Raw genomic sequence first — 20,064 nt, forward strand, 5'->3', positions numbered from 1 at the left:
CACGACGTATTCGCGGGTGGATGCTCTCTTTCATGAGTTCCTCAAGTGTCGGACCCCGCCGATAGGATCGAACCAGAAGCTTCGGCCTCGGATCTGTGGCCGACCTGCACAACATCGACAAGCGGAGTAGGTGCATGCTCGAAGGCCGGTGGACCACAGTCACCGAGTCCGAATTCGATCATGAACGTCGTGGCTTGCAGGCCATTCGTGAGAATCTGCCTGACTCCGAACCCTGGCGGGCGTGGTCGAACTTCACCTTCACGGCACAGGCCGGACATGTGCGGGAGGTCGACTTGCTGATCGTCGCTCCCGGCGGCGTACACATGATCGAGCTGAAGGACTGGCACGGCAGCGTTGCCACTGAGAACGGCACCTGGGTTCAGACAACCCCAGGCGGGCGCCGGGTTCCTCATGGCAACCCTCTGCACCTTGTGGACAAGAAGGCGAAGGAGCTCGCCGGACTGCTGGGTAGGCACGGAAAGCGCGTCTGGGTCGGTGCAGCGGTCTGCTTCACCGACTCGTCACTCCGCGTGCGGCTGTCTCCGAACGACCAGAACGGCGTCTTCACGATCAGTGAGCTCGTGCAGATGCTACTGGAGCCAGCCCGTGACGACCGTCGGAGGGTCACCCTCACCGACTCCAGGGAGATCAAGTCCGCCTTGGAGAAGATCGGCATCCGCCGTAGCGACGCCGAGTACAAGGTCGGCCCCTACCTGCTCGAACGCAAATCCTTCGACACCGGCCCGACCTGGGCCGACTACCTGGCCCGCCACAGCGAGCTCCCCGAGCTGGCACGTGTCCGCATTTACCTGCGCGAGCGCGGCTCGGACACCTCGATCCGCCAGTCGGTGGAGAACGCCGCCCGGCGTGAGGCCGCCATCCTGCGGCGCTTCCGCCATCCCGGCGTTGTCCAGCTGAGGCAGTATGACCCTTCCGGGCACTCGGCCGGTCCCGCGCTGATCTTCGATTACCACCCGCACACTCTGCGTCTGGACGAATACCTGGTCCAGTACGGCGACAAGCTGGACATCCTGGGCCGGATGGCCCTGGTCCGGCAACTCGCCGAGACGATGCGCTCAGCGCATGCCAGCCGCATCCATCATCGCGCCCTGGCTGCGCGGTCGATCCACGTGATTCCGCGTAACCGGGGCCGTGAAGGCCGGACTGTCGGTGAGGAGGCCGCCTGGCTTTCTCCGAGTCTGCAGATCTCCGATTGGCAGATCGGCACCCACCGCAGCGGCGGCCAGTCGCAGGGCATGACGAGGTTCGCCCCGACCGCGCTGTCGGCGACCCATCTGGCCGAGGGCTCCGATCCCTACCTGGCCCCCGAACTGACCGCGCTCAAGGCCGATCCGATCGCTCTGGACGTGTACGGGCTTGGCGTGATCACGTATCTGCTGGCTACGGGCCGGCCTCCGGCAGCGAGCCAGGCCGAACTGCTGGCCCGGCTGGAGGCGGGGGAGGGTCTGCGGCCCAGTGCCCTGGTGGACGGCCTCTCACAGGACATCGATGAGCTGGTCCAGGCCGCCACCGCCTACCGGCCCGCCCAGCGGCTCTCGTCCGTCGACGAGTTCCTGGAGATGCTGGAGTGCGTTGAAGACTCGCTAACCGCACCTGAGCCCGGTGCGGCTGAGGCTGATCACCACACCCAGGCGCCGGAGAAGGACCCGCTGGAGGCAGTAGCAGGCGACGTCCTGGCCGGCCGCTGGGAAGTACGGCGGAGGCTGGGCACCGGCTCGACCAGCCGGGCCTTCCTCGTGCGCGATCTGCCGGCCAAGGCGCGGGGCGGCTTTGCCGTATTGAAGGTGGCCCTGTCCGACAACCGCGGTGACGTTCTCGTCCGCGAGGCCGAGGTGCTGGGGCGGCTGCGGCCCGACTCGCGGATCATCCGGCTCGTGGAGCCCGAGCCGTTGATCATCGGTGGCCGCACCACGCTGGCCTTGGAGTACGTCGGTGACGAGCGCGACCCCGATGCCCCGACGGAGCAGGGCGTCGTCGTCCGCCGTCGCGAGGAGACCGTGGCGCGGCAGCTCCGCGAGGGCGGTCGCCTCCAGATCGACCAGCTTGAGGCCTACGGCGACTACCTGTTCGGTGCGGTCGACTTCCTGGAGGGCGAAGGCGTCTGGCACCGTGACATCAAGCCGGACAACATCGCCATCCGGGTGCGTCCCAATCGCACCCGCGAGTTGGTGCTGATCGACTTCTCGCTGGCCGGATACTCGGTGCAGGAGACCGAGGCCGGTACGGACGGCTATCTCGACCCGTTCATCGGGTCGCTGACCCGCTCGGTCTACGACGCTCATGCCGAGCGCTACGCCGTCGCCGTGACCCTGCATGAGATGGCCTCGGGCGAGCTGCCGCAGTGGGGTGACGGCAAGGTCTCCGCTCGCCAGACCGACGCGGAGGATCACCCGTTCCCATCGGTCGCCATGGACGCCTTTGACCCCGCGATCCGCGACGGGCTGGCTGCCTTCTTCCGGAAGGCCCTGCACCGCGACGTCGCACAGCGGTTCGCCGAGCTCAAGCCGATGCGGGACGCCTGGAAGAAGATCTTCCTGGACCTGGCGGAGTCCACGCCATCCACGCCTCGGACGTCCCGGCATCCCTCCTCTGATGAGGCCCCTGCCCCGCCGATCGCCGACGCCGAGCCGGAATCGGCCGAGCAGCAACGCGACCGGCTCGCCGCCGAAGCCACCCGCGACACACACCTATCAGCCGCGGGCCTCACTCCAGCCGCCGAGTCCTTCCTGTACGGCTTGGGCGTCACCACGGTGGGCGGGCTGCTCGACTTCAGCCAGCGCAACCTGGTCAACGCTCCCGGCCTGGGCGCCAAGACGCGCAACGAGATCCAGCGCCGTCAGCGTGAGTGGGGTGAGCGGCTGCGCCTAATCCCGGTCTCCCCGCTCAGCCCGGAGGGGCGCCGAAAGGCCGACGAGGAGCTGAAACAGCTCAGCTCCGTAGAGGCCTCCGTCGTGACCGTCCTGGCCACGGGCGAGAACGCGGACATGCTTCCGCAGCGCACCCTGCGCTCGGTCAGCCTCGACACCCTGGCCACGCTGCTCGTGCCCGAGCTGAGGAAGAACGGGTCGAACGGCAACGAGGTGGAAATGGTGCGGCTGCTGCTGCGCCTGCCCGACGAACATGGCGTACTGCCTGGGCACATCGGTGTGTGGCCGAGGCAGAAGGACGTCGCCGAGGCGCTGGGGCTCAGCGCCGGCCGTATTCCGCAGATACTGAAGACCCAGCGCCAGCGTTGGCAGAAGCTCCCGGTTGTCGCGGCGCTCCGGGAAGAGATCCTTGAACTGCTGGCCGGGCTGGGCCGGGTCGCCTCCGCCGCTGAGATCGCCGACACGCTGGCGGTACGGCGGGGCACACGCCTGCAAGGGCGCGAGCGACGCAGGGCGCTGGCCCTGGCGGCGGTCCGGGCCGTAGTCGAGATCGAGCAGCTCGATCCGGCCGGCAGTCAGTTCCGGCACCTGCCCAACCGCGAGGCCACACACGAGGCGATGGGCGCGGGCCTGCTGGCCTTGGAGGTCGGGGAAGACGAAGGTCCCGATACCCCCTCCGCGCCAGGCCTGCTCGACTACGCCCAGCGGCTGGGCAAGGTCGCCGACCGGCTGGCCAAGCTCGACACGCTGCCGACTGCGACCATCGTGCTGAGCGAGCTCGGCGCGATCACTCCGCCGCCGGGCACCATCGAATGGGATGAGCGCCGCCTGGTCGCTCTGGCCGCCGCCGCGTCACGGAACGCAGCCGCCACACCTCGGCTGGAGATCTATCCCCGTGATCTGCCCCTGGTGCGGGCGCTGCGGCTTACGCAGGCGGGCTTGGTCCGCCTCATCCCCGGCGTGCAAGAGGAGCGCCAGCCCGGCCTGACTATCGCTGATGTCCATGAGCGGGTGCTCGCCCGGTTCCCGGAGATCACGTATCAGGGTCAGCCGGACCTGCCCACCGGAGGACTGCTGACCAAGGCCCTGCGTGAGGCGGGATTCGACCTCACCCTGTCCACCCGCGAGGACACCAGGACGGGCCGCTACCTGCCCACCCGCATGGACCAGGCGTCCAGCTACCTGTCGGTCGGTGCCTGGCGGCTGGCCACGCGACTGAGCGGCGCCAACCGGTACGCCGATGATCCGCAGCTCGCAGGTGCGGTGCGCGCGGAAGAACGGCTGACTGTGTCGTCGGGGCGGGACGGCTTCCGGGTCCTCACCGTGCGGGCCGGGCTGAGCCAGGGGGCGGTGGCTGAACTCACAGGTGACAGGTTCGGAGCCCAGGTGACCTCGGTGACGGAGCTGTTCGTTGAGGTCATGCACGAGTTGGTACCGCCCGGAACCAAGCCGACGTGGGAGACGATCCTGCGCGCCGATGCCGCCGAGCCTGGCACGAAGGCGGCGCTCAAGTTCGCCGAATACGCCCGCACGGCCTGGGGCCGGATCGAACCGCAGATCAAGGAGCAGCTCGACGACGGGTCCGGGCCGGTACTGCTGACGGACGCCGGGGTGTTCGCCCGGTACGACGCGATGGGCGTCCTGGACCGGCTGGCCGCCGCGGCGCGGCTGGGCCGTCGGGGCCTGTGGGTGCTGTGTCCGCAGAGCGATGCCGCGCGCGAGCCGCGACTCGGTACGGTGGCCGTGCCGTATCAGGCCGGGCTAGGTGAGTGGATCGAGCTGCCGGACTCGTGGGTGCGCAACACCCACCGAGGCGGCGAGCACGTCAAGACGATGCGATCGGGAGACGCCAAGTGATCGACAGCGAGCGGCTGCGGGATGACCTGAAGGTCCAGGTCAAGATGGTTGAGGCCGACCTCGGCAGGCAGGTCAAGGCTGTATCCGAGGTCGGTACGCGGTTGCGGGCTGAGTACGACGAGGCACGGAAGCTGGGGCGGACGGCTGCGACGTGGGGCTCCTGGCTGGACGAGCGCGTGACACAGGTCGCGGTGGCATGGGTGCTGGGCACGGTGTTCGTACGCTTCTGCGAGGACAACCAGCTGATCCCCGAGCCGTACCTGACGGCACCCGACGCTGAACGGCGCGACCTCGCACAAGCCCGATATGAGGCGTACGTAGAGGAAGACCCGGACCCGACCTATCGCGGGTGGTTGGAGCGGTCCTTCGCCGAACTGAGGGAGGGACAGGCGGGTGAACTTCTGTTCAGCCAGCGGCACAACCCGATGTTCCAGATTCCGCTGTCGCACGACGGGGCGCGGGAACTGGTCGAGTTCTGGCGCGAGCGAGACGAGGCCGGTGAACTGGTCCACAACTTCTGGGATCCGCTGAACGAGGACGGCACGAAGGGCTGGGACACACGGTTCCTGGGCGATTTGTACCAGTGGATGTCCGAGGACGCGCGGAAGACATATGCGCTTCTTCAGACGCCCGAGTTCGTCGAGGAGTTCATCCTCAACCGGACCATGGATCCGGCGATCCGTGAGTTCGGCTACGAAGAGCTGAAGATGATCGACCCGACCTGCGGGTCTGGCCACTTCGTGCTCGGCGCCTTCCGGCGCCTCATCCGGCTGTACGGCGAGCGCCAGCCTGGCCGGGACCGGCACGAGCAGGTCCGCGCGGCGCTCGACTCCGTACATGGGGTGGATCTCAACCCCTTTGCGGTCGCCATCGCCCGATTCCGGCTGCTGGTCGCGGCAATGGCCGTCGCCGGGACGCGGACGATGAAAGAGGCCGCCAAATACGAATGGCCGATCCATCTCGCTGTCGGCGACTCGCTGATCAAGGCGCGGCAGCTTGCGTTGAAGCTCGGGGATGAGGTGCCGAGCGATCCTCTCGCCGAGTTCGCGTACGCCACCGAGGACGTACATGAGCACGCGCGTATCCTGGAGCCGGGCCGTTATCACGTAGTGGTGGGCAACCCGCCGTATGTCACGGTCAAGGACAAGAAGCTCAACGAGCTCTATCGGGATCTTTACGACGCTTGCGCAGGGACGTACGCGCTCTCGGTGCCGTTCGCGCAACGGTTCTTTGAGCTGGCCAAGCGTGGGGATGCTGATGGCCGCGGTTACGGCATGGTTGGGCAGATCACCGCTAACTCGTTCATGAAGCGTGAGTTCGGTACCAAGCTGATCGAGGAATTCTTCGCCCACAAGGTGGAGTTGACCGAGGTCATCGACACCTCAGGGGCATACATTCCCGGGCATGGCACGCCGACCGTCATCCTCGTCGGCACCCGGCGATCTGGTCGTATGCGGGGAGAGACCGTTCGGACTGTACGAAGTGTCCAAGGGGAGCCGTCCGCGCCGGAGAGGGGAGAGGATGGGCTGGTCTGGCGCGCAATCTTGGACCAGATCGACAGGCCTGGCTCAGTCAACCAATGGGTATCGGTGGATAACCTCGGTCGTGAGCGCTACTTCGGTAGGCAGCCGTGGATCCTCGCAGACGGCGGACTTGAGATGGTCGAAGAAATTGAGAGTGCCTCCGATCGGCTACTTGTCCACATTGTCGATGAAATTGGGTATGGCGCTGTTACGCGTGAAGATGATGCCTTTATGATCGGATCCGGAGCTCTGCGGAGACTGAGGGTTACTGCTGACTATCAGCGTCCGATTGTTGAAGGTGTCCAGGTTCGCGATTTTGGTATCTGGAACCCGGTCGATTCTCTGTGGCCCTATTCTGCTGTGGATTTGAAGGCCGAAGCCTCTAAACCTGTAGGGCGGGCTCTCTGGCCCTACAGGGCGCAGCTCCGGGTGCGCGTGGCGTATGGGCAGACACAGCTGCAGAGGGGACTCGCCTGGTTCGAGTACTCGATGTTTTTCAAGAAGCGGTACCGGACGCCGCTGTCGATCACATTTGCGTTCGTGGCGACGCATAACCATTTCGCCCTGGATAGAGGTGGAAAGGTATTCAAGCAGACCGCGCCAGTGATCAAGCTAAGGGAGGGAGCGAGCGAGGAAGAGCATCTGCGTCTCCTCGGCCTCCTCAACAGCTCCACCGCTGGCTTCTGGCTGAAGCAGGTGAGCCAGTCGAAGGGCAACGGTGGGATCGGCGGGGGCATCTCCGATGAGTTTTGGGAACATCGGTTTGAGTTCACCGGTACGAAGCTGGCGGAGTTTCCTCTTCCGGTCATATATCCAACCAAGCTCGGGACGGAGCTGGGCAAGCTGGCCCGGCACCTCGCCGCCGTCAGCCCGGCCACGGTAACGGCTACAGGAGTTCCGACAGCTGTTGTCCTTCGGGAGGCCAAGGCTGAATGGGACGGTACTCGTGCTCGGATGATCGCGCTGCAGGAGGAAATCGACTGGCAGGTCTACTCCCTCTACAACCTGCACGCTAAAGACCTATATGCGCCCGCGGAAGCAGTGCCGGAGTTGGCGCTCGGTGAGCGTGCATTCGAGATCGTGCTCGCTCGAAAGGCCGCTAAGGGCGAGGCCTCCGGGGAGTGGTTCAAGCGGCACAACTCCACGCCGATCAGGGAGATCCCAGCCCACTGGCCGGAGCCGTATAAGAAAATCGTCCAGAAGCGGATCGACGCCATCGAGTCGTCGCGGGCGATTGGCATGGTGGAGCGGCCGGAGTACAAGCGGCGGTGGGCGACCGAAGGTTGGGACGCTCTTCAGGAGAAGGCACTGCGCTCGTGGCTGCTGGACCGGATCGAAACCCGAGACCACTGGCATGACGAGAACGGGCAGCCGGTTATCCTCTCGCTGCCGCGCTTGGTCGATGCGCTCTCCCAAGACAACGATTTCGTCTCCGTCGCCGCCCTGTACGCCCCACGCCGGGATCTGTCGGCGGTCGTCTCCGACTTGCTCTCCACCGAGCACGTCCCGTTCCTGGCCGTGCTCCGATACAAGTCGAGCGGGCTGAAGAAGCGTGCCGACTGGGAAGAGGTCTGGGACCTGCAGCGTCAGGAGGACGCCGCGCCCGAGTTCTCCGCCGATCCACAGGTGAAGACCAAGCGACAGATCCGGGATTCGATCCCGGTGCCGCCGAAGTACACCTCGGCCGACTTCCTGCGCAGCTCCTACTGGTCCGCGCGCGGCAAACTTGACGTGCCGAAGGAGCGGTTCATCTCCTACGGCACGGTCAACACCCAGACCCCCCACCTCTACGGATGGGCGGGCTGGGATCACCGGGAGCAGGCGCAGGCGCTGGCCACGTATTTCACCAACCAGGCCTTGTCCACCGAGGAGATCACCCCGTTCCTGGCTGGCCTGCTCGAGCTCCAGCCGTGGCTCTACCAGTGGCACAACGAGTTCGACATCATGTACAGCGGCTCCCCGGCGGATTTCTTCGCGGCCTACCGCCACCAGATGCAGGGTGAGCACGGCCTGACCGACGACGACTTGCGCAAGTGGATGCCGGCCAAGCCGGTCCGCGGCAGCCGTACGAAGAAGAAGTAGACGAGGGAGAGCGACCTATCCATGGCACAGCAGCCGTTGCTCCGCGACGTCATCGACATCAAGGAGTCGATCTCCACCTCCGACTTCGTGCTGCGCCTCGCCGAGGCGGTAACCCCCGAGGGCGCCGAGCACGCGCTCAAGGACTACGTGGTCACCGAGCGGCTGCTGGAGAACTTCGACGAGGCGCTCGGGCTGATCAAGTCGGCGCTCGACGGGCACGCGTCGAAGGCGGCCTACCTGCACGGATCATTCGGTTCGGGTAAGTCGCACTTCATGGCCGTGCTGTACGCGCTGCTCAGCGGTAACCGGACGGCTCGCGCCATGGGGGACTTCGACAAGGTGCTGACCAAGCACGAGTGGCTGGTCAGCGATGGCAAGAAGTTCCTGCTCGTGCCATACCACATGCTCGGCGCGAAGGCCATGGAGCAGAGGGTGCTGGGTGGCTACGTCAGCCACATCAAGAAGCTGCACCCGGACGCTTCGACGCCGCAGGTCTACCGGACGGACGCACTGTTCACCGACATCCGGGCCATGCGCGCCCGGATGGGAGACACCGCGGTCATCACCGGCCTCGGCGGCGGTGACGCCGACGAGGATGACGAGTGGGGAGAGTCGTTCGCCTGGACGTCCGAATTGCTCGACCAGGCCTTGGCCGCGGAGGAGTCGCACGACGGCGGCGAGGCGCTGAATCTGGTGCACCCGGTCACGCCGGCGGAGCTGCGGGCCAAGCTGGTGCAGGATGCGAGCACGAGCCTGTTGCCGGGGTTCGCGCAGAACGCAGTCGAGGACGAGCACGGCTTCATCTCCCTGGACGCCGGCCTGTCGGTGATCGCTCAGCATGCCAAGTCCCTCGGCTATGACGGGCTGATCCTGTTCCTGGACGAGCTGATCCTCTGGCTGGCGACGCTTATCCACGACCAGAAGTTCGTGGCCCGCGAAGCCAGCAAGATCACAAACTTCGTGGAGGGCGGAGACGCCCGGCGCGCGGTCCCCGTGGTGTCGTTCATCGCGCGCCAGCGTGACCTGCGGGAACTGGTCGGCGAGGAAGTGGACGCAGGTGCCGCGGAGGCGTCGATCCAGGACACGCTGAACCTGGCCTCCGGTCGTTTCGACAAGATCACCTTAGAGGATCGGAACCTCCCGCAGATCGCCCACGCTCGCCTGCTCAAGCCTAAGGAGGGCAAGGCGGCGCTGATCGACGAGGCTTTCGCGCAGACCAAGAGGGTCGGCCCGCAGGTGTGGGACACACTGCTGGGGTCCGAGCAGGGGATGACGGGGGCGGACGAGGAATCGTTCCGCCTGACCTATCCGTTCTCACCCGCATTCATGGACACCCTGGTCCATATCTCCTCGGCCCTGCAGCGCTCTCGCACCGGTCTGAAGCTGATGGGTCAGCTGCTCGCCAACCACCGTGACGACCTGCGGCTGGGTCAGCTCATCCCGGTGGGCGAGCTGTACCCAGTGATCGCCGACGGCGGTGACAAGCCATTCGTTGACAGCCTGAAGGTGGTCTTCGAGGCCGCCGACAAGCTGTACAAGACCAAGCTGCGGCCCTACCTGCTGACCTCCGCGGGCGTCACAGAGGACGAGGTCGAGCAGTACCTGCACCGGCCCGAAACCATCACCGACCTGCAGCTCACCCAGCGCTGCAAGGTGTTCGTCGGCGACAACCAGCTCGTGTGCACCTTGCTGCTGTCCGCGCTCGCCCCCAGCGTCCCCGCGCTCAGCGACCTCACGAACCGCCGCCTCGGCGCGCTCAACTACGGCTCGGTGACGGCGCCGATCCCAGGCAGCGAAGTCGGCATCATCACGAACAAGGTGGCCGAGTGGGCTGCCCGCTTCCCAGAGATTAAAGAGACCGGTGCCGGCGCCAACGCGGGAGTGCGGCTGGAACTCGCGGGCATCGATGTCGACACGGTCATCGCCAACGCCGCCGTCAACAACAACCCCGGCAACCGGATCGCGCTCGCCAAGAATCTGCTCATCGAGGAGCTGGGTGTCGACCACGCCGACAGCCGGCTCGGTGCCGACGAACTGCGTTTCGTGTGGCGCGGCTCCAACCGCTCTGTCGAAGTGATCTTCGGGAACATCGCGGACGAAGATGAACTGCTCGACCATGACCTGCAGCCCCAGGTCGACGGTCAATGGCGGATCATCGTCGACCTGCCTTTCGACGAGAACGACTACGGTCCGGTCGACGACGTCAACCGCTTGCGCGCACTGGGCGAGCGGCAACGCGAACGCACGCGGACGGTCGCCTGGGTACCCACGCACCTGTCCACCCAACGGCTGGATGACTTCAAACGGCTCGTGATCGTCGACAAGGCGCTCTCGGACGACAGCCGCTTCGCCACGCAGTACGCGGCACACCTCAGCCCGGACAACCGGGCAAGGGCGAAAGGGCTGCTGGAGAGCCAGAAAGGGGCGCTGCTCAAGCATGTGAAGGGGGCCTTCAAACAGGCGTATGGTCTGGCGAAGCAGACGGAGGCCGATGTCGAAGTGGGCTTCGACGACCACCTTGTGTCGTTGCGGGACGTGGGTGATCTGACCCTTTCGTTCGGGCAGCCGATGCATGAGGCCATCCGTGCGGTCGCCGGCAAGCTGCTGGCGGCGCAGTTCCCGGAGCACCCAGACCTTGACCAGGACGGTAGCCGGGTCGCGGTCAAGCCGAGCGACGCGAAGACGGTCTTTGCTCACGTACGGGCCGCTGCCGAAGCGCGGGACGGGCGTGTCGAAGTCCCGCTGAAGGACCGCAAGCTGATGGAGCGGGTGGCTGGACCGCTCGGGCTCGGACAGCAGAAGGAGGCCTACTTCGAACTGTCCCACCGCTGGGCCGACCACTTCCGGCGCATGGCACAGACCGAGGGCATCACCGGGGATCTGAGCCTGATTCACCTCATCGACTGGATGGACAAGCCGAACAAACGCGGCCTGGAGCCATTCCTGGCCAACCTGATAGCCGCATCCTTCGCCGAGATGGACGATCGGGTGTGGGTACGCGGCGGTGTTCCACTCGACCCCGCTCCCGAACTGGCGCAGATAAAGCCGGGAGATGCACTGCGCAGCCAGCCGCTGCCCAGCGAGAACGACTGGAACACCGCGCGGGAGCGGTACGAGACGATCTTCGGTGCCAAGGCGCCGACGCTTCGGCGTGGCCGGATGGTGCACCAGTTCGCCCGGCAGATCCTCACGGCCGCGCGGCACTACCAGGAGACGGCGACCGGGCTGGTTGAGCAGTTGGAGCACCACGCCGCGTTCCTCGGCTTGGATGAGACGGACGAGAGCGGACGGCTCGTGATCGCCCGCCGCTCTCTCGATCTGCTGAAGGCGCTAGTGGCTACCGGGCAGGCAGGTACCGGGGCGCCCTCGGCGAAGAAGACCATCGAGACGCTTACGCGGTTCGACCTCGCCCCCGTGAGTCCGGACCGGTACGGCACGTCGATCAAGAAGGCCGGCGCCGTCACGCAGGCACTGGCCGGGGCGGCGTGGGACACGCTGGACCTGGCATCGGGGCAGGGCGCCGAAGGCCAAGCCTTGCTTGAGTCCCTGCGTGGGGTGGCCCGTGCTGACCAGCGAACGGCTGACCTGATCGAGGCGCTGGACCGTACTCGTCGTGAGGTCACCGCGCTGATCAAGCGCAACCAGAAGGACTCGCAGTCCACGCCTCCTTCGCTCACCCCGACTCCGCCCGCACCTGGGCCCGGGAACGTGGACCTGAACACTGTCACCAGCGACCCGCGGGTGCCCGTGGACAACCCCGCACGCCGGTCGAGTGGCCGGCGCAGGACGACGGCCGCCAGAGCAGCCGCCGACCTGCAGGCCGAACTGTCGGAGCTTGCCGCCCAGCGGCCTGGAGCCACCATCGAGATCAGCTGGCAGGTCGTGGATTGATGAGCACCACGGGCGCCACCCTGGGAACGGTACGGCTGAACGCCACGACCATCACCCAATACCTGACGTCGCAGTCGTCTCTGGCCTCCTCGTTGACGGGTGAGGGACGACGGCATGTCGTCTTGCTGCGCTCCGCGCCCCAGTGGGATGGGCCCGGCGAGATCGTCTTGGGCTCCGGTCAACGAGTCCAGGTCGCGACCGCTTCCTCCCCGCTGGCCGTACACGAACTGGTGCTCGGGCATCTCAAGGCAGGTGTTGACGCGCTCGCGGTCCTGGTCGTGCTGACCGATCGCGAGCAACCCGAGCTCGATCCGGCGATCCTCGCCCGTGTGCACAAACAACGCATCGAGACCGTCGATAACTGGAACATCGTGCGGGAGGCGTTTGGCGCCGAGCAGATCGATCCCCGGCTGCGGGACACCAACTGGGCGGCCGAAGCGCTCTTGGACGCCACTCCGCCAGGGGGCTGGCCTCCGCTGGCTGGGGGCCTGCTGTCCCGACGGGCCGCGCTCACCGAACTCGCCCTGCGTCGGCTCCGGCTGGGACGCTACGACACCGACCGTGATCAGGTGCTCGGCGACAACCTGGACATCTACGCTCTGCTGTCATGGTCGCTCAGCCCGGGAGGGCCGGAGCGGCTTCTCGCCTTGCGTGGACCGGAGCGCGAAGGACTGGCCGCCTTCCTCGGAGAGGAGGACCAGGCGGGAGCAGCAGGAAAGGCGCTCCTGGCACTGGTGACGGCTGAGCACGGAGCCGATGCGGTGCCGTACGGGCTGGTGTGTGCGGGGCTGTGGCAGCATGCCGAGGCCGACGGGCAGACCTTCCGGGCGAGGGGGCGGGCCGAACGCTGGCTTGGCGAACAGCCACCCGCAGTGGGCGAAGCCCTGGACGGGCTGGTGGCGGCGTTCGGGCGGGCATGCGAGGAGTTCGTGACTGTGCTGCTCGGCGTGAGCCGTACCGACGTGGACGAGAAAACGGCGCGCGAGGCACGGCGGATCACCAGCATGGTGCTGGACCGGGCAGAGGTGCTTGCACGGCAGTTCGGTTCCGAGGCTGGAGCGGCGGCCAGCCCCGTATTGGCCGCGGGGCTGAAGGCGCGCTTCGTCGCGGCCGGGCGTGCCCTGGCCACCGGAGAGCCGCAAGCGATCGTAGACGCCGTCCGGGCATTGGATGTCCACCACCTGGCTGTGGATCCGGATGCGCGAGTGCGGATCGAGCGTGCTCGGATGGGACAGCGACTGGCCCAGTGGCTCGCAACCGATCCGGTCATGGAAGTCGAGACGGTCGCGGCGGCAGTGCAGCGACACGTTGCCGAGACCGGCTGGGTGGATCAAGCCCTGGAGCACATCGAGTCAGGAGGGGATCCTGAACCGGTGCTGAAGGCCGCCTACGACGCGTTGGGCGCCCGTGCTCGCGAGCTGAGGAGAAAGATCGATCGGTCGTTCGCCACGACGCTGGCGGGGTGGACCGCGGCCGGCACCGACCCTGGGTCCATGCTGACGGTCGAGACATTCTTGAGCGGGGTGGTCCGCCCGCTGGTGGCATCCAAGGCGGGGCGCCGGGTGCTGCTTCTGGTCTTGGACGGCATGAGCGCGGCGATCGCCGTCGAGCTGAGTGAGGAATTGCGCAGGCAGTGGGCTGAATACGACCCGGTGTCCAATGCGGAGGGTCAGCCGCGACGCCGTGCCATGGCTGCGGCGCTGCCCACCTTGACCGCTGTGTCGCGCACGTCGTTGTTCGCGGGCAAGCTCATGAAGGGGAGCCAGGTCGAAGAGAAACGGCTGTTTCCCGCTCACCGGTTCTGGGGCGGGGCTCCGGCTGCGGTCTTTCACAAGGACGACTTGCGGGGCGAAACGGTCGGCGATTCGTTCGGGCCCGAACTGACCGCTGCGCTCACCGATCAGCGCACCCATGTCGCAGTCGTGCTGAACACCATCGACGACCGACTCGCCAAGGAACAGAAGCTGGGCGACGGCGCCTGGCGACTCGATCAGATCGGCAAGCTGCGAGAACTGCTGCGGATCGGCGCAGAGCAGGGGATGGCGGTAATCATCACGAGTGATCACGGACACGTCGTGGACCGCCACGGGGTGAAGATCGACGGCGACGGCTTCGGCTCCGCCCGCCACAGGACGCCCGGGGGGCCACTGGCGGAGACCGAGATCGCACTCTCGGGTCCACGGGTGGTGTGGCCGGAACCCGGTGGCGAGGTCGTGGCACTGTGGGACGCGGACTCTCGGTACACCGCACAGAAGGCCGGGTACCACGGTGGTGCCTCGCTCGCCGAGTTCACCATTCCCGTCCTGGCATTCCTGCCGTTCGGCGCCGAGCCCCCCAAAGGGTGGCGGGAACTCGGCGACCAGCGTCCGAAGTGGTGGTCACTGCAGGCGGAAACCCTCCGGCCGGTGGCCATGGAACCCAAGAAGCCGGCCAAGGCTTCTAAGCGGGTGAAGTTCCAACCGGCCGCAGGCGAAGCGTTGTTCGAGATGGAACTGACCCAGCATGACGCCCCTGCGGTGCCGTCGGCCGGTGATGCCCTCGTTGACGCGCTGCTCGCCTCGGAGATCTTCAAGGAGCAGGTCACACTGCTGGCACGCAAGCCCCCCATGGACAAAGTCGAAGCGGCCATGTGCGCGCTGCTCGACACCGGCACGCTTCCCGCTACGGCGCTCGCCCAGCGCATCGGTTACCCAGTCGCCCGCGCCGACGGCTTCGCCGCGGTGCTGCGCCAACTCCTGAACTACGACGGCGTACAGGTTCTAGAGACCCTGCCCGACGGGCGGACGCTACGACTGAACATCGGCCTGCTGCGGGATCAGTTCGAGCTGGGACACTGATGGGCATGGGTAACGTTCGGTCATCACAGGTCAGCGCGACGCGACGGCGTGCGGTGATCGACGCGCTGCGGCGCGGAGCCGTACCCGAGAGCGGTCTTGATCTGCTCGCCACTGGTCTGGATCGCTTTGAGATGGCGCTTGACGCCGAGTTGGAGGCCGTCGCCTCCGGGTCGTCGGTGTTCAAGGCTGTTCGGGGGGAGTACGGCTCGGGCAAGACGTTCTTCACACGCTGGCTGGGGGAACGTGCCAAGCGCCGGAACTTCGCCGTCTCGGAGATCCAGATTTCCGAGAACGAGACCCCTTTGCACAAGCTGGAGACCGTCTACCGGAGACTGATCGAACATCTCACCACCGCCAGTTTCCCGCCGAGCGCGCTGCGGCCGGTCGTGGACGCGTGGTTCTACGCAATGGAAGAGGACGCCCTGGCTGCTGGAGCCACCGAGGAGGAACTCCCCGCCGAGGTGGAGAAGCTGCTGGTCGCCCGGTTGGCTGAGGTGTCTCGGCACGCACCGTCCTTCGCCACGGCATTGCGCGGCTACCGCAACGCCCTTGCGGCCGGGGACGAGGCGACTGCCGCCGCTGTGCTGGCCTGGCTCGGTGGACAGCCGCACGTGGCCGCCGCCGCTCGCCGGGCAGCTGGGGTACGCGGAGATCTCGACCATTTTGGGGCGTTGGGATTCCTGCAGGGGCTGCTCACCGTGTTGCGCGACACCGGGCATCCGGGGCTCTTCGTTGTTCTGGACGAGGTCGAGACCCTGCAGCGGGTGCGTTCCGACGCCCGTGACAAGGGACTCAATGCACTGCGTCAGCTCATCGACGAAGTTCATTCCGGTCGCTTCCCCGGCCTGTATCTTGTGATCACTGGCACCCCGGTGTTCTTCGACTCCCAGCAGGGCGTGCAGCGTCTCGCCCCGCTGGCTCAGCGTCTCGCGACCGACTTCACGACCGATCCCCGCTTCGACAACCCCCGTGCTGTGCAGCTTCGGTTGTCCGGATTCACCCTTGAGTCGCTGGTCGACCTCGGGGTGACCATTCGCGACCTGTACGCCATCGGATCTTCTGAGCGGGTGAAGATTCTCGCTGACGACGCGTACATCGCCGACTTGGCGCGAGCGGTTGGCGGGGCGCTCGGCGGCAAGGTGGGAGTGGCGCCCCGGTTGTTCTTGAAGAAGCTCGTGGGCGACGTGCTCGACCGAATCGACCAGTTCGAGGACTTCGACCCCCGCCAGCACTATCGGCTCACTGTGACCAGTGGCGAGCTCACCGACGTCGAACGAAACCTCGCCGCCTCTGCCGACGACATCAACCTGGACCTGTGATGGCGGAGCCGCTGGATCGGCTCGATCCGGTTGTGTTGCATCACATCGTCAACACTCTCGGCTGGCCGGACCTGCGTCCACTGCAGCGCGCGGCGATCGAGCCGCTGATGGACGGTGACGACGCGGTGCTGCTCGCCCCTACCGCTGGGGGCAAGACGGAAGCAGCATGCTTTCCGATCCTGTCCGCGATGACCCGGAAGCATTGGACCGGGGTGTCGGTGCTCTACCTGTGCCCACTCAAGGCGCTCCTCAACAATCTGGCTCCACGAGTCGACTGCTACGCCCAGTGGGTCGGACGGCGGGCCGCGCTCTGGCATGGCGACGTTCGTGAATCGCAGCGGCGCCGGATCCGACTGGATCCACCGGACATTCTGCTCACCACCCCCGAGTCGCTGGAGGCGATGCTGATCGGGGTGAAAACCGATCACGCGCACCTGTTGGGACAGGTCCGGGCGGTGATCGTCGACGAGGTACACGCCTTCGCCGGCGACGACCGCGGGTGGCACCTGCTGGCCGTACTGGAACGGCTGGAGCGGGTGACCGGGCAACCCATCCAGCGGATCGGACTGTCGGCGACCGTCGGCAATCCGGAACACCTGCTCAGTTGGCTGCAAGGAGCCCAGGCGGGGAAGCGGAACGGCCGGGTGGTCGCGCCGGACCTGACGCCATCGGCTGGGGCATCCCGCCCAGCCGGTGAAGTCGAACTCGACTACGTTGGCTCGCTTCAGAACGCTGCGAAACTGATCGCGACACTGCATCGAGGCGAGAAACGGCTGGTGTTCTGCGACTCGCGTCGGCAGGTGGAACAACTGGGGGCTGCGCTGCGCGCCCGTGAGGTGACGGTGTTTCTGTCGCATGCCTCTCTATCGGTGGAGGAACGGGCTCGGTCGGAGCGGGCATTCGCCGAGGCCCGTGACTGCGTCATCGTCTCCACGTCCACGCTCGAACTCGGCATCGATGTCGGAGACCTGGACCGAGTGATCCAGATCGACTCGCCGAGCACGGTCGCGTCGTTCCTCCAGCGGATCGGGCGAACCGGACGGCGGGCGGACAGCGTACGCAACTGCTTGTTCCTCGCGACGCGGAAGGACACTCTGCTCCAGGCTGCCGGTCTGCTGCTGCTGTGGGGGCGCGGCTGGGTGGAACCAGTGATTCCGCCGCCGGAACCGCGTCATCTGGTCGCGCAACAACTGCTGGCGGTTACACTCCAGCAGTTCAAGATCGGTGATCAGGTGTGGGCTGAGGAGTGGAACGAGCTGGCCCCCTTCGACCGCTCCGCAGGGCCTATCTTGCGCCACCTGGTCAGCGAGGGGTACCTCAACGAAGACAGCGGGCTTCTGTTCATCGGGCCCGAGGCCGAGCGGCGTTTCGGGCGACGGCATTTCATTGAGCTCACCGCGTCCTTCACCGCGCCGCCGCAGTTCACCGTGCTGGCGGGACGGCAAGAGATCGGGCAGACCGACACCTCGGTGCTGACCGAGCAGCGAGAAGGACCGCGCCTCCTGCTCCTGGGAGGCCGGAGTTGGCGAGTGAACTTCATCGACTGGACTCGCAAGAGGGTCTTCGTCGAACCGGCTGACGGCGGCGGCATCGCCAGATGGAGCAGCAGCGGGATTTCCGGGTTGTCGTTCGCCCTGACCCGCGCGATGCGGGATGTGCTGCTCGGCGCTGACCCTCCGGTGTCGCTGACCCGCCGAGCCCAGACGTGCCTGGCGGAATGGCGGGAGGAAGAGGCGCTCGGCGTCGTGCATCCCGGTGGGACGTTGATCACTAGAAATGGTGAAGACGTACGCTGGTGGACCTGGGCCGGCTACCGAGCCAACGCGACCCTGGCAGCCACGCTGCCCTCGGTCACCGATCCGGTGCAGAGGCCAACGGACTTTTCCGTCCGGCTGCGCGAGGATCTCACGACTGCCGCCTGGCGCGAGGCTTGTGAAAGCGTAGGTGACGGACAACTCCTAGTGCTGCCAGATGTCGATCGTCGAGCCGTCAATGGGTTGAAGTTCGCGACCGTGTTGCCCGAGCGGCTGGCAGTCGCGACGGTCGCCGCCCGCCTGGCCGACTTCGAAGCGGCTCGCGCCACCTTGACTGAAGGAGTCCGTCTGCAGCTTGGGAATGATGTGCCCTGAATGTTGGCGCTGTCAGGCTTGAGGCGATTCAGCTTCTCGTTGCTTGTGAGTCGCTGCTGGTTAGTCAGCACCGTTTCCAAAGCCTGACCTTCCGGCGCCTCCCATAGATAAGCCAGATACTGCAACGCCTGATGAGGCTGGCCGGCTGTGCGGGGAAAGGCAGACCCCCAGCGAGCGCGTCGTCGACCGGCCCGGGCGGGCCGGTGTACCAGTGCGGGAACGCCGACACGCGCGCTGCCGTCCGCCACGTGGCGGATAACGGCCGTCCAACGCACGACGTCACCAAGGCAGAACCGGCCGTGTTCCACCGACTCGACAAAGGACTCCAAGATGGGAAGGCGGGTCAGGACCGCCTTGCCGGCCGAGACCCACAGGACGGCGACGCCCACCAGGAGGCGCGATCGAACAGGCCCTACCGGAGCCGGTCAGCCGGATAGCTGGCGGATTAGTGCCTGCCACGGTGGCACCACGGGAATCTCTAGCCGGACAGCGGTCACGAGGTCCTCGAAGCGGAACGGCGCCCGATCAAGGGCAAACGAGGCGTGCGGTCACGCAAAGATGAAGCGAGGTGGGTGATCGGGGCTGGGCAGTGCGGGCAGCGGATTTCGTCGCCGGTGATGGACCATCGGTCCTGCTCGGCGCTGAGCAGTGCTTCGGCCTCGCTGTAGCTGTCGCTGGTTGAGTCGTGAACCTCATCGCAAACGTCGCAGGCCACCTCGTAGACGGTCCAGACGCGGAAGCTCATGCCGCCCTCCCACCCAGAAGGCCGTGACGGCCCCCTCCGGGCGGACGGCGCCGTCGCCACCACGGCTGCGGCCGGACGGCGTTCACCGTGCGCTCGAACTCCTCGGCCAGCCGATGGCCCTGGTACAGCAGTTCGGCAAAGGCGAACTCGATGTTCTCGCGCGTGCCGGCGCCGGGGGACGGGGCGACGAACTGCCACGCCTGGACGGTCAGGGTCGCCAGGCGGAGCCCGGTGGGCAGATCGAGGGTGATGAGGGCATCGGGCTCGCCGGAGCTGGGCCATACACGGATCTGCTCGATTGGATGGGTGTAACCGTCCGGGATCGCGTCGCAGACCTCGCGCTGGAACCGGTCGACGTCCTGGATGGTCTCGATCGCGAACGGCAGCTCCTCGTCGTAGCGCTCGGCGAGCGTCGCCCCGACGACCCACCCCAGCAGCTCGGTGTCGCCGAGCCGGGCGCGCGCCGCCGCGGCCGCGCCACGGACACACGGTCCTGACCGGGCGGTCGACATGGTCACGGTCGCGGGTCGACGGGGGCGGGCCGGCGGCCCGAATTCGCTGGGATCGAGCCCGGCCAGCACGGCCGTGATCTGCTCTGGTGAGGGCGGGGCGACGAAGGACCCGGCCAGGGTGAGCGTCGCGCCGGTCGCGGTGTCCAGAACGTCGAAGCTCACGCCCCCGCTGGTCCAGGCGGTCTGCTGCACCAGGACGCGGCGGCCGGCCAGGTTGTGCGTGGTGATGATGTGCTGGGAGGCGATAGTGCCCATGGTTCGGTTTCTCCTGAACAGGTAAT

At 66.7% G+C, this 20,064-nt stretch carries 8 protein-coding genes; 6 read left to right on the forward strand and 2 right to left on the reverse strand.

The window, feature by feature from the left end; all coding sequences use genetic code 11:
- Nucleotides 1-134 precede the first annotated feature (134 nt).
- The 6 genes from pglW to ACGFIV_RS32330 are packed head-to-tail and all read left to right on the forward strand — an operon-like array spanning nucleotide 135 to nucleotide 18,526.
- On the forward strand, nucleotides 135-4,745 hold the full coding sequence (gene pglW, locus ACGFIV_RS32305) for a BREX system serine/threonine kinase PglW (protein WP_392838696.1): 4,611 nt from the start codon (nucleotides 135-137) through the stop codon (nucleotides 4,743-4,745).
- Nucleotides 4,742-8,350: a BREX-2 system adenine-specific DNA-methyltransferase PglX gene (gene pglX / locus ACGFIV_RS32310; protein WP_392838656.1), complete on the forward strand. Its 3,609-nt coding sequence runs from the start codon at nucleotides 4,742-4,744 to the stop codon at nucleotides 8,348-8,350. Before pglW ends, pglX begins: the two co-directional genes overlap by 4 nt.
- 21 nt (nucleotides 8,351-8,371) lie before the next feature.
- A complete protein-coding gene (locus tag ACGFIV_RS32315) occupies nucleotides 8,372-12,241 on the forward strand; it encodes a hypothetical protein (RefSeq protein ID WP_392838658.1) in 3,870 nt (1,289 codons plus the stop codon).
- Entirely contained in the window at nucleotides 12,241-15,078 is a 2,838-nt protein-coding gene (pglZ, locus tag ACGFIV_RS32320; protein WP_392838660.1) for a BREX-2 system phosphatase PglZ, read from the forward strand. The genes ACGFIV_RS32315 and pglZ overlap by 1 nt, the downstream gene beginning before the upstream one ends.
- A 5-nt stretch (nucleotides 15,079-15,083) precedes the next feature.
- Nucleotides 15,084-16,397 (forward strand): BREX system ATP-binding protein BrxD, encoded by a 1,314-nt coding sequence (brxD, locus tag ACGFIV_RS32325; protein WP_392838662.1) that lies wholly within the window; start codon nucleotides 15,084-15,086, stop codon nucleotides 16,395-16,397.
- Nucleotides 16,397-18,526 (forward strand): DEAD/DEAH box helicase, encoded by a 2,130-nt coding sequence (locus ACGFIV_RS32330; protein ID WP_392838664.1) that lies wholly within the window; start codon nucleotides 16,397-16,399, stop codon nucleotides 18,524-18,526. The genes brxD and ACGFIV_RS32330 overlap by 1 nt, the downstream gene beginning before the upstream one ends.
- 493 nt (nucleotides 18,527-19,019) lie before the next feature.
- On the opposite strand, the gene ACGFIV_RS32335 is transcribed toward ACGFIV_RS32330, so the two are convergent.
- Together ACGFIV_RS32335 and ACGFIV_RS32340 are read right to left on the reverse strand one after the other, a co-directional pair.
- A complete protein-coding gene (locus ACGFIV_RS32335) occupies nucleotides 19,020-19,271 on the reverse strand; it encodes a hypothetical protein (RefSeq protein ID WP_392838666.1) in 252 nt (83 codons plus the stop codon).
- Nucleotides 19,268-20,038 (reverse strand): hypothetical protein, encoded by a 771-nt coding sequence (locus tag ACGFIV_RS32340; protein WP_392838668.1) that lies wholly within the window; start codon nucleotides 20,036-20,038, stop codon nucleotides 19,268-19,270. The genes ACGFIV_RS32335 and ACGFIV_RS32340 overlap by 4 nt, the downstream gene beginning before the upstream one ends.
- Nucleotides 20,039-20,064 lie beyond the last annotated feature (26 nt).

The organism is Sphaerisporangium sp. NPDC049003, from assembly GCF_043197795.1.
Taxonomy (GTDB): Bacteria; Actinomycetota; Actinomycetes; order Streptosporangiales; family Streptosporangiaceae; genus Sphaerisporangium.

Excerpts from the sequence above, each read along its gene's own strand:
- pglW (WP_392838696.1), top strand. The coding sequence starts at position 135 with ATGCTCGAAGGCCGGTGGACCACAGTCACCGAGTCCGAATTCGATCAT.
- ACGFIV_RS32315 (WP_392838658.1), top strand. The coding sequence starts at position 8,372 with ATGGCACAGCAGCCGTTGCTCCGCGACGTCATCGACATCAAGGAGTCG.
- pglZ (WP_392838660.1), top strand. The coding sequence starts at position 12,241 with ATGAGCACCACGGGCGCCACCCTGGGAACGGTACGGCTGAACGCCACG.
- brxD (WP_392838662.1), top strand. The coding sequence starts at position 15,084 with ATGGGTAACGTTCGGTCATCACAGGTCAGCGCGACGCGACGGCGTGCG.
- ACGFIV_RS32330 (WP_392838664.1), top strand. The coding sequence starts at position 16,397 with ATGGCGGAGCCGCTGGATCGGCTCGATCCGGTTGTGTTGCATCACATC.
- ACGFIV_RS32335 (WP_392838666.1), bottom strand. The coding sequence starts at position 19,271 with ATGAGCTTCCGCGTCTGGACCGTCTACGAGGTGGCCTGCGACGTTTGC.
- ACGFIV_RS32340 (WP_392838668.1), bottom strand. The coding sequence starts at position 20,038 with ATGGGCACTATCGCCTCCCAGCACATCATCACCACGCACAACCTGGCC.